The organism is Sorangium sp. So ce406 (genome assembly GCF_051474675.1).
Lineage (GTDB): Bacteria > Myxococcota_A > Polyangia > Polyangiales > Polyangiaceae > Sorangium > Sorangium cellulosum_G.
In genome coordinates, this window is record NZ_CP150340.1 from 6,251,651 (window position 1) to 6,262,937 (window position 11,287).

The window sequence follows — 11,287 nt, forward strand, 5'->3', positions numbered from 1 at the left end:
GGGCGCGCGCCTCGCCGTGCGCGCGCGCCCTCGCGTCCCCTCGCTCCCCTCGCGCCGAGATGGCGACACACGCGGCCGGTGCGCCATGGTATCGCCCACCGCGACGCCGCGCGCCGGGCCTCCTCCGCGCCGCGCGCCGCAAGGGAGACGCGCCCCGATGTACCGCCTCGTCCGACCGCTCCTCTTCGCGCTTCCACCCCGCCTGGCGCACGAGCTCGGCATGCTCGCGCTCGGCCCGATCGAGCACGCGGCGCCGCTCCGCGCCCTCGTGCGCGCCCGCCTCGCGCCCCGCGACGGGCGCATCGCGGTGCGCACGATGGGGCTCGACTTCCCCTCCCCGCTCGGCGTGGCGGGCGGCTTCGACAAGGACGCCCGCCGCGCCCGCGCGCTCGCCGCCCTCGGCTTCGGCTTCGTCGAGCTCGGGACGGTCACGGCGCAGGCCCAGGCCGAGAACCCGCCGCCGAACCTCTTCCGGCTGCCGGCCGACCGGGCGCTCATCAACCGGCTCGGGTTCCCGAACCAGGGCGCCGCGCGCGTCACCGAGCGGCTCCAGGGCCGCGGCGGCGCGGCGGCCGTGGGCGTGCCCGTGGGCATCTCGATCGGCAAGTCGCGGGTCGCGCCGCTCGATCCGATCGAGCCCGCGATCGAGGACTACCTCGCGAGCTTCCGCGAGGTGCGGCGCGCGGCCGATTTCGTCGTGATCAACGTGTCGTCCCCGAACACCAAGGACCTCCGGGCGATGCAGGGCCCGGCGATCGCGCGGGCGCTCCTCTCGGCGATCGCGCGGGAGAACCGCGCCGGCGGGAGGCCGCTGCCGCTGCTCATCAAGGTCGCCCCGGACCTCGGCGACGAGGAGCTCGAGGCGCTGCTCGCCGTGGTCGACGAGGTCGGCCTCGCCGGCGTCATCGCGACGAACACCACGGTGCGGCGCGACGGGCTCGCGACCAGCACGGCCGCCGTCGAGGCGATGGGCGCCGGCGGGCTCAGCGGGCCGCCCCTCCGGCAGCGCTCGCTCGCGATGGTGCGGCGCGTCCGCGCGCGCCTCGGGGGCGGCGTCACGGTGATCGGCGCCGGCGGCGTCGAGTCGGCGGAGCACGCCATGGACCAGATCCAGGCGGGCGCCGACCTCGTGCAGCTCTACACGGGCTTCATCTACGGGGGGCCGCTGCTCCCCGCCGCGATCGCGCGCGGCCTGTCGGAGCTCGTGGCGCGCTCGGGCGCGCGGTCGATCCAGGAGCTCTCCGGTCGACCGGGCGGCGCGGCGCGCCCTGCTATGATCGATCATGGAGCTTGAAGCGCAGGTCCACGGCACCATCCGCGAGATCCCGGAGGGCGAGTGGAACGCGCTCGACGGCGCGAGCGAGGCGCCGTTCCTCTCGTGGGCGTGGTTCGACGCGCTCGAGCGGACGGGGTGCGTGGGCGAGGCGGCGGGCTGGCTGCCCCACCACATCACGTTCCGGGCCGAGGGCGTCCTGCTCGCCGCCGCGCCCGCGTACCTCAAGGACAACAGCGAGGGCGAGTTCGTCTTCGACCACGGCTGGGCCTCGGCGTCGCACCAGCTCGGCGCGCCGTACTACCCGAAGCTCGTCGTGGCGGTGCCGTTCACGCCCGCCACGACGCCGCGCCTCCTGGTGCGGCGGCCGGAGGACCGGCCGGCGCTCATGCCGATGCTGGCCGAGACGCTCCGCACGCTTGTCGCGCGCGGCCGCATCTCGGGCGCTCACGTCCTGTTCCCGACCGAGGAAGAGGCCGCCGCCCTCGCCGGGGCGGAGATGGCGCACCGCTGCGGCATCCAGTTCCAGTTCGAGAACGAGGGGTACGGCACGTTCGACGACTTCCTCGCGCGCTTCAACGCGAAGCGGCGGCACCAGATCCGGCGCGAGATGCGCGAGGCGTCGAAGCAGGGCATCTCGATCGACACGCTCCGCGGCGCGGACATCACGCCGGAGATCGTGGACGTGATGTTCGGCTTCTACGTCTCCACGGTGGAGAAGTTCGCCTGGGGCCGGCAGTACCTGAACCGCGCCTTCTTCGAGGAGATCGCGGCCCGGCTGCGCAGCGACGGGGAGCGCGCCGGGTCGCGGGGAGGCGTCGAGATCGTCCTCGCGCGGGAGGGCAAGCGGCCCATCGCGGGCGCGCTCAACCTCGCGGGGCCCAGGGCGCTCTACGGCCGTTACTGGGGCGCCTCGGAGGAGCGCCCGTTCCTGCACTTCAACGTCTGCTACTACCACCCGGTCGAGGACTGCATCGCCCGCGGACTGCGCCGCTTCGAGCCGGGCGCTGGCGGGTCGCACAAGCTCGTGCGCGGCTTCGCTCCCAGCGTCACCCACAGCGCGCACCACCTCGCGCATCCGCGCCTCGACGCCGCCGTGCGCGAGTTCCTCGTGCGCGAGCGCGCCGTGGTCCGCGCGCGCACCGCGGACCGGAGCGTGGCATTCCGCTGAGCGCTCCGCGGTGACGCGCGGTGTTGACGTGACGCGCTCCGGAGAGGGATGCTTCGGGGCATGCGTGTCTTTCTTGCCCTCCTCGTCTCCTCTGTCGCCTTCGGTCTCGCCGCGAGCGGCGGCTGCTCGAGCGAACCGACCCCCGACGCGACCTCGACGACCACGACGGCGACGGTCGCCGGGGCCGGCGGCGCGCTCGGATTCGGCTGCTTCGGCGGCAGCCCCGACGGGCGGTGCACGATCCTCGCGCAGGTCCCCGAGAGCTGCGGCTGCCCCGATTGCTCCGACTCGGCGAGCTGCCTCGGCCACTGCAAGGACGACGGCACCTGCGACTTGCGGCCCGACGCCCCCGACAGCGAGGATTGCACCTGCCAGGACTGCGCCGGCAGCGTCGCCGAGTGCAGCCCGAGGCGCGGCTGCAACAACAACGACGCGTGCGGCCTCAACGAGGATTGCACCTGCCCCGATTGCACCGACACCCCGCGGTGCACGGATCACTGCACCGACAACGGCTCGTGCGCGGAGTACTTCGAGGGCTGTTCGTGCGCCGATTGCCGCAACGTCGAGCGCTGCGGCGGCAACCCGGCCACGACCGCCACGACGACGAGCAGCGGCGAGGGCGGCGCGGGCGGCACCGGCGGCGACCCGTCCGGCAGCGGCGGCGCCGGCGGCGCGGGCAGCACCGGCGCCGGCGGCAGCGGCGCGGGTGGCGCTGGCGGAGCGGGCGGCGCGTAGAAGGTCAGCGCGCCTGTAAAAGAACAGAGGATTTGAACCACAGAGGCACAGAGGGCACAGAGGAAGAGAGAGAATGAAGAATTAAAATTTCTTTCTCTCCCTCTCCCCCTCTGTGCCCTCTGTGCCTCTGTGGTTCAAATTCTCTCTCTCCTTCGTTTCACGAGGGAGATGCGCGAGGCCGGTGCTCTGCCTCACTGCTTGGCGGTCAGCCCGTGCTTCCGCAGGAACATCCGCACGTGGTGGCGCTCCATGCCGGCGCGGCGCGCCATCTCGCTGATGTTGCCGCCCGTCGCGCGGATCAGCTCGCTGAAGTAACGCTGCTCGAACGCCGCGACGGCGCTCCGCTTCGCCTCGCCGAAGGCCGAGGTCGGCGCGACGACGTCGCCGCCGCCCTCCAGCGGGAGGATCGCCGCGATCGCCTCGGCGCCGGGCGGCAGGCTCGTGGCCACGCTGGTGACGTTGATGAGCTCGCGGATGTTGCCCGGGAAATCGTGCTGGCCGAGCGTCGCGGTGATGAGATTGACCATCTCCACGGCGCGCTCCGGGCAACCCATGCGCTCGCACACGCTCGCGACGAGCAGCGGTATGTCCTCGCGCCGCTCGCGCAGCGGCGGCAGCTCGATGCGCATCTGGGCGATCCGGAAGAAGAGATCGCTCCGGAAGCGGCCGGTGTTCATGCTGCGGCCCAGATCGCGGCGCGTCGCCGCGATGATCCGCACGTCGACCGGCTCGTAGATCCGCGAGCCGACCCGCTTCAGCTTCTGCTCCGAGAGCACCCTGAGCAGCTTCGGCTGGAGCTCGGGCGGCAGCTCGCCGATCTCGTCGAGGAAGACCGTCCCGCGGTAGGCCTCGTGGAAGGCGCCGTTCTTCCGCTCGTTCGCCCCCGGGAACGCGCCCCGCTCGTGCCCGAACAGGAAGCTCTCGGCGAGCGCGCCGGGCAGCGACGCGCAGTCGACGACGACGAACGGCCCGCCGCGCCGGCTCGAGCTGTCGTGGATCGCCTGCGCCGTGAGCTCCTTGCCCGTGCCGGTCTCGCCCGTGATGAGCAGCGAGAGCTCCGTCGGCGCCACCTCGCGCAGCAGGCGGAAGAGGTGGCGCATCCGCGGCGAGGCGCCGATCAGGGGGCCGAAGCTCTCGTCGAAGCCGACGTCGACGCGCTCCTTCTCGAGCGGCTCGAAGCTGAGCACCGACCCGCCGACCTGGATGGCGCACGCGGCCGTCAAGATCGCCTCGCGGATGCGCACCGTCGAGACGAACGTGCCATTCTTGCTGCCGAGATCGCGGACGAGCACGCCGGGCCCCTCGGCGCGCAGCTCGCAATGCGTCGAGCTGACCTCCGGATCGTCGACGACCACACCGCAGCTCGGATCGCGCCCCACCACGACCGGCGCGATGCCGATCTTGACGGGATCCCGGCCGGCCGCCCGCAGCGTCCCTCCGCGAACGAACCACTGGACCGCGCGAGCGCGGGTCGCATCCCTCGTCGAGCTCATATCCAACGGTTATTCGATTTCCCCGGCCTTGACCACATCTCCGTACGCTCCCGCCTCTCCATGATCGGCGGCGTCGCGCGCGCACCTGGACACACCGGGTACGCGGCTTCCCGATGAGACGCGGTCTCCCGTCGAAAAACTTCAAAGCCACGAGAGATGTCGCCGAGAAATTCAGATCAATGAATGTACTGAGCGCATAGCGGGAGAGGCCCTAGTGAGGTTAGACTACGTGGCTACGCAGAAGACGGATCGGGCGACTGTCCCGTTCGCTCCGTCGGGCGTCGTTGAACGACAGCCCACAACGGGTCTGTCGGTGTGTGGTTCGATCAACGCGGTTCGGGGCTCCGCTCTCCCGGTCCCCTCAACGCGGGCGCGCGCGCAGGCGCTCCCGACGAGGATGCTTATGCCGAGAACAGGATGGTTACTCCGGAAGCGCGCCGTGACGGCCCTGGGAATCCTGGGGCTCTCCGCGGGGGCGAGCTCGCTCGCCGCCGTGTCCACCGGTTGCAGCAGCGAGGCCGACGGCCCGTGCATCTCCGACGAGCAGTTCTTCGCCGAGAAGGTGTGGGTCCCCATCCTCTCGGCGAAATGCATCGGCTGCCATAACCCGCAGGGGCAGGCGGCGGACTCCAAGCTGGTCCTCGCCGGCAGCAGCGAGGCGGGCTTCCTCGACAAGAACCTCGCGACGTTCAAATCGCTCGCGGGGCTCGAGCTCAGCGGCGAGTCGTACGTGCTCCTCAAGCCGACGAAGACCATCGATCACGGCGGCGGCCACGTCATCGACGTCGACGGCCCCGAGTACGAGGCGCTCCGCGAGATGGTGGACCGCACGAAGAGCCCCTCGTCCTGCGAGACGGACGTCAACGCGTCCTTCGCCGACGTGGTGATGAGCGGGCCGGGGGAGACGCTCCGCATGGCGAGCCTGGAGCTCGCCGGGCGCCTGCCCACCGAGGCCGAGGAGCAGGCCGTGGCCCAGAGCGGCATGGACGCGCTCGACCCGATCCTCGACCAGCTCCTCACGGAGGACGCGTTCTACGTGCGGCTGATGGAGATCTACAACGATCTCTTCCTCACCGATCGTTACCTGAACGGCGAGGCGGCGGTCGATCTGATCAAGGGCGACGCGTACGACCCGAAGTGGTACGCGAGCCTCCCGCAGGACCCGGCGCTCGTCGAGAAATACGGCGCGCGGGACCTGGAGGACGCCATCAACAAGCTGAAGAGCTGGACGAACCGCGCCATCGGCCGGGAGCCGCTCGAGCTCATCGCGTACATCGTGCGGAACGACAGGTCGTTCAAGGAGGTCCTCACCGCCGACTACACGGTCGTGAACCCGTTCTCGGCGAGGGCGTACGGCCTGACGGCCGAGTTCCAGAACGACGCGGATCCGGAGGAGTTCGTCCCGGTGAAGCGCGACCCGGTCCCGCTCGCGGGCGTGCTCACCTCCCCCGTCTTCCTCTCGAGACACCCGACGACGAGCACCAACAGGAACCGGCACCGCGCGAGGATGGTCTATCAGTACTTCCTCGGCACCGACATCCTGAAGACGGCCGAACAGCCGCTCGATCAGACGAAGATCACCGACTTCAACCCGACGATGAACAACGCGGCGTGCACCGTCTGCCACGCCGCGCTGGACCCGCTGTCCGGCGGATTCCACAGCTTCGACTCGACGGGCCGGTACGAGGCGGACGACGCCTGGTACCAGGACATGCGGCCGCCGGGCTTCGGCGCCGAGTCGGTGCCGTACAGCGAGTTCCCGAGCGCGCTCTCGTGGGTGGCCAAGCGCGTCGCCGACGACCCCCGCTTCGCGCTCTCGGCGGTCTACACGATGTACACCGGCCTCACCGGGCAAAAGCCGCTCGTCGCGCCGACGAACGACGATCCGGAGTTCAGCGCGAGTTTCAGGTCGTACCTCGCCCAGTACCACGCGTTCAACGCGATGGCGCACGACTTCGCCGACAGCGACTACAACCTGAAGACGGTCGTCAAGGCCATCGTCAAGAGCCCCTATTTCAGGGCGCGCAACGTCGCGCAGCCGTCGTCCCGGGGCGAGGCGCTGACGCAGCTCGGCGGCACGCGGTTCCTCGGGCCCGAGCAGCTCCACCGGAAGATCTGGGCGGTGACGGGGTACCCGTGGCGCCCGAGGGCGTTCGATGACGACGGGACCCGCTTCGACTTCCTGCTCCGGCGCGACGCCTACCGCCTGCTCTACGGCGGCATCGACTCGGAGGAGGTGATCCAGCGGATCACGGAGCCGAACGGGATCATGGCCAACGTCGCCGACCGGATGGCGAACGAGATGGCGTGCATCTCGGTGCCGCGCGATCTGTTCCTCCCGCAGGAGGAGCGGCTGCTCTTCCCCCACGTCGAGACGACGTTCGAGCCGCGGGACACGAACGACTTCGACGTGCTGCCGGCGGTCGAGGCGATCAAGAAGAACATCCAGTACCTGCACAAGCGGGTGCTGGGCGAGTCGCTCGAGCTCGGCGACCCCGAGCTCGAGCGGACGTACAAGGTCTTCCTGGAGACGTGGGAGGAGGGCAAGGCCGGCATGGCGAAGGCCGAGGGCGAGGAGGGCCGGCTCTCGAGGTCGCTGCCGGGCGCCTGCCAGGTGCACAACGACTACTGGACCCGCGAGGGGCTGCCCGAGGAGGAGAAGCTCACGCGGGACGACAACTACACGGTCCGCGCGTGGATGAGCGTCATGACCTACCTCCTGTCGGACTTCAGGTTTCTTTACCAGTAGGAGCAGCCATGGAACGTCGAGATTTCCTCAAACTGGCATCGATGGCGGGCCTCGGCGTCGTCGCAGCGGGCTCGCTGTCGAGGGACGCCGCGGCGGCTGGCCCCTACTCGGGCCCTCTCTGGGTCCATATCCACGCGAGCGGCGGGTGGGACCCGACGAGCCTCTGCGATCCGAAGGGCGCGATGAGCGCCGAGGAGCAGGGGACGCGCGAGGCGATGAACCGCAGCTACCTCAATGGAGAGATCGGGACCGCCGGCAACCTCCGGTATGCGCCGGTCGGCGGCAACGCGGAGTTCTTCAAGAAGCATTACAGCAAGCTGCTGATCATCAACGGCATCGACACCGAGACGAACAGCCACGACGCGGGCGTCCGCAACACGTGGAGCGGGACGCTCCGCGAGGGCAAGCCCGGCTTCGCGGCGCTCGTGGCCGGCGTGCACGGCGGCGCGCTGCCGATGGGGTTCATCAGCAACGGCGGCTACGACACGACCGCGAACATCGTGGCCGTCACGCGCGTGCCCGACACCGGGCTGCTCCAGCGGCTCGCGTACCCGAACGTCATCGATCCGTCGGCCGAGAAGCGCGAGGGCTACCACACCGACGCCACGATGACGCGCATCCTGGAGGCCCGGCAGGCGCGGCACGCGGCGCGGCTCGATCAGCAGCGGCTGCCCCACGTGAAGCAGGCGATGAGCACGCTCTTCACCTCGCGCGTCGGGCAGAACGAGCTCAAGCAGCTCATCCAGTTCCTGCCCGCGGAGTTCGAGCAGGCGTCGCTGCGGCGGCAGGCGCAGGTCGCGCTCGCGGCCTACCAGGCCGGCATCTGCGTCAGCGCGAACCTGACGGTGGGCGGGTTCGACACGCACGGCAACCACGACGACAACCACATCCCGCGGCTCGGCAACATCTGCGACGGCGTCGACTTCCTCCTGAGCACCGCCGAGGAGCTGGGCCTCGCCGACCGGATCGTCGTCGTCGTGGGCTCGGATTTCGGGCGGACCCCGGGGTACAACGAGGGCAACGGCAAGGATCACTGGAACATCACCAGCATGATGCTGGCCGGCGCGGGCATTCAGGGGAACCGGGTGATCGGGGCGACGGACGAGCGGCACAACCCGCTCGAGGTCGATCCGGTCACGCTCCAGCCGAAGGAGGGCGGCGTCCGGATCAAGCCGGGGCACATCCACAAGGCGCTGCGCAAGCTCGCAGGGATCGCGGACGACCCGCTCGTGCAGCGGTTCTCGCTCACCGAGGAAGAGGATCTGCCGATCTTCGGGTGACGACGGCCGCTCCCACCGCAGCGTGACGGCGGGGACGGGGCGCTCCCCTCCCCCCGCCGGTCACTCCACCGAGAACGCGATCTCCTCGCCGGCCGAGGCGCCGTCCGCCTCGACGCGGAGGCGGTGCGCGCCGGCGACCAGCGGCCAGTCGAGCGCGAACGGCGGGCCGACCTCGATCGGGCGGCCGTCGAGCACGAAGCGCGCGCGGCGCACGCCCGCGGGGACGTCGGCGCGGAGGCGGATGGCCTGCAGCGAGTTGACCGAGGGGTCGAGGACGAACCGGGCGCCGTCGGGCGGGTACGCGACGCGGACGCGCGCGCCGGCCGGCGCCGCGCCGTCGCGCCCGGGGAGCGCGCCGCAGAGGGGCGAGACCTCGTCGGGGGCGATGGGCCGGCCGGCGGCGCGCGCCCACGCGGTGAGCTCGGCGTCGTGGCGCTCGAAGACGCGCTCCTCGACCGCCGCGGCGGGGCAGGCCCCGGCGCGCAGGCCGTTGCGGCGGTCGACGCGCACGATCTCGTGCATGTCGCACGGCGAGAGCGCCGCGGCGTCGCCGCGCGGGAGGAGCTCCCGGCGGCGGTGCGGGCACGCGGCGGTGGGCGTCATGCCGGACAGGCTGCAGACCTCGACCTCGGCGAGCAGGTCGGGGTCGGGCGCGTCGAAGGGGCGCGGCGGCCGGACGCGCGCGGCGGCGAGCATGGCGTCGCGGAACAGCGGGCCCGCGCCGGTGATGCCGCTGATGCCGCCCATGGGCGAGCCGTCGAAGTTGCCGACCCAGACGGCGACCGTGACGTCGGGCGTGAAGCCGACCGCGAGGTTGTCGCGGAACCCCTTGGACGTGCCCGTCTTCGCGGCCACGGGGAACGGCAGCGCGAGCGCGCTGCCCTCGCCGAACGACGCGAGCCGCGCCTTGTCGTCGGCGAGGATGTCGGTGATCACCCGGGCGCGCGCGGCGTCGAGGACGCGCGCGCCGCGCTCGGGAGGCGCGCTCGACGACGGCGCCACCGCGACGGGCGTGTCGCGCTCGGGCGGCGCGGGCGGCGCTTCCGCGATCGCGCGCACCGCGCGCACCGGCAGGTAGATCCCGCCGCGCGCGAGCGTGGCGTAGGCGTTCGCGAGATCGAGGAGGCGGACCTCGCCGTCGCCGAGCGCGATCGCGACGCCGTAGCGCGACGGCGCGCCGTCGAGCGAGCCCAGGCCGAGCTCCCGGAGCCGTGCGAGCACGCGATCGGGGCCGAGCGCGGCCGCCGTCCAGACCGCCGGGACGTTGTACGAGCTGGCGAGCGCGTCCCGGAGGCGGACCGGGCCGTGGAAGCGCCCGTCGTAGTTCCGCGGGACGTAGCTGCCGTCCGCGGTCGGGAACGAGAGCTCGACGTCGGGCAGGACGGTCGCGGCGGTGAAGCCGAGCTGCTCCATGGCGAGCTCGTAGACGAACGGCTTCAGGGCCGAGCCCGGCTGGCGCAGCGCGAGGACGCCGTCGTTGTGGCCGAGCCCGGCGACGTCGTCGATGTCGTGCGAGCCGACGTACGCGAGGATCTCGCCGGTCGCGTTCTCGAGGACGACCACCGCCGCGGCGCCGACCTCGCGGTCCGAGAGGCCGCGGACGGTCTGCTGGGCGAGGACCTCGATCTCGCGCTGGAGGCCGCGGTCGATCGTCAGGGTGATCGCGCTCGCCCGGCCGCGCAGCGGCGCCGCGCCGGCGCCGTCGCCGAGCGCGCCGCCGAGCACCGCGCGCACGAGGTGCGGCGCGCCGAGGCCGCCCCCCTTCGGGGCGAGCGCGATGGGCTCCGCGCGGGCGCGGGCCACCTCCGCCTCGCCGGCGAGGCCGGCCGCGAGCATGCGATCGAGGACGCGGTTCCTGCGGCGCTCGAGCGGCCCCGTGCCGCGGCGCGGGTCGTACAGCGCGGGGCCGCGCGGCATGCTGGCGAGCGCGGCGGCCTCGGCGAGCGAGAGGTCGGCGGTGGGCTTGTCGAAGTAGAAGCGGCTCGCCGCCTCGACGCCGCGCAGGCCCGGGCCGAACGCGACGCGGTTCAGGTACTGCTCGAGGATCTCGCGCTTCGAGAGCGACGCCTCGATGCGCAGCGCGAGCGCCATCTCGCCGAGCTTGCCGCGCACGGTGCGCGGGCGCGGCACGAGCGCGCGCGCGAGCTGCTGCGTGATCGTGGACGCGCCCGAGACGACGCGCCGCTCCGCCGCGAGCTGGCCGATCGCGCGCGCGATCGCGATCGGATCGACGCCGGGGTGGCGCGCGAACCGCCGGTCCTCCGCGGCGAGGAGCGCGCGCTGGATGCGATCGCCGGCCTCGGCGAGCGGCAGCCAGCGCGCGCGCGCTCCGTCGCCGGCGCGGAGCTCGCGCAGCACGGTGCCGTGGCGATCGAGCAGCACCGTGGACACGGCGCGATCCTCGGCCGCCCGGAGCTCCGGCGGGAGCGGCGTCAGCGCCGCGGCGATGGCGAGCAGGAGCCACGGCAGGGCCGCGACCGCGAGCGCGATCTGCGCGGCGCGGCGCAGGCGCAGGGGCGAGCGCGGGCGGAGGCGCGCGAGCCACCGCGCGAGCCGGCCGGTCCACGGCGGGGAGGGCGCGACCAC

At 72.4% G+C, this 11,287-nt stretch carries 7 protein-coding genes; 5 read left to right on the forward strand and 2 right to left on the reverse strand.

The features are described 5' to 3' along the window. Positions 1-157 precede the first annotated feature (157 nt). Genes WME96_RS22990 through WME96_RS23000 form a run of 3 tightly spaced genes read left to right on the forward strand, consistent with a single transcriptional unit; the run spans position 158 to position 3,179 of the window. Positions 158-1,294 (forward strand): quinone-dependent dihydroorotate dehydrogenase, encoded by a 1,137-nt coding sequence (locus WME96_RS22990; protein ID WP_437292223.1) that lies wholly within the window; start codon positions 158-160, stop codon positions 1,292-1,294. Continuing rightward, entirely contained in the window at positions 1,284-2,444 is a 1,161-nt protein-coding gene (locus WME96_RS22995; protein ID WP_437292224.1) for a GNAT family N-acetyltransferase, read from the forward strand. Before WME96_RS22990 ends, WME96_RS22995 begins: the two co-directional genes overlap by 11 nt. Before the next feature lie 60 nt (positions 2,445-2,504). Further along, positions 2,505-3,179 (forward strand): hypothetical protein, encoded by a 675-nt coding sequence (locus WME96_RS23000; RefSeq protein ID WP_437292225.1) that lies wholly within the window; start codon positions 2,505-2,507, stop codon positions 3,177-3,179. A gap of 191 nt (positions 3,180-3,370) precedes the next feature. Here the strand turns inward: WME96_RS23000 and WME96_RS23005 are convergent, their stop codons facing one another. Beyond that, complete coding sequence (locus tag WME96_RS23005) at positions 3,371-4,672, reverse strand: sigma 54-interacting transcriptional regulator (protein WP_437292226.1); 1,302 nt, start codon at positions 4,670-4,672, stop codon at positions 3,371-3,373. 439 nt (positions 4,673-5,111) lie between these two features. On the opposite strand from WME96_RS23005, the gene WME96_RS23010 reads away from it, so the two are divergent. After that, complete coding sequence (locus WME96_RS23010; RefSeq protein ID WP_437292227.1) at positions 5,112-7,421, forward strand: DUF1588 domain-containing protein; 2,310 nt, start codon at positions 5,112-5,114, stop codon at positions 7,419-7,421. Positions 7,422-7,429: 8 nt separating this feature from the next. Then, a complete protein-coding gene (locus tag WME96_RS23015) occupies positions 7,430-8,701 on the forward strand; it encodes a DUF1501 domain-containing protein (protein WP_437292228.1) in 1,272 nt (423 codons plus the stop codon). A 60-nt stretch (positions 8,702-8,761) separates the two neighbouring features. Here WME96_RS23015 and pbpC read toward each other — a convergent pair whose 3' ends face one another. Further along, complete coding sequence (pbpC, locus tag WME96_RS23020; protein WP_437292229.1) at positions 8,762-11,287, reverse strand: penicillin-binding protein 1C; 2,526 nt, start codon at positions 11,285-11,287, stop codon at positions 8,762-8,764.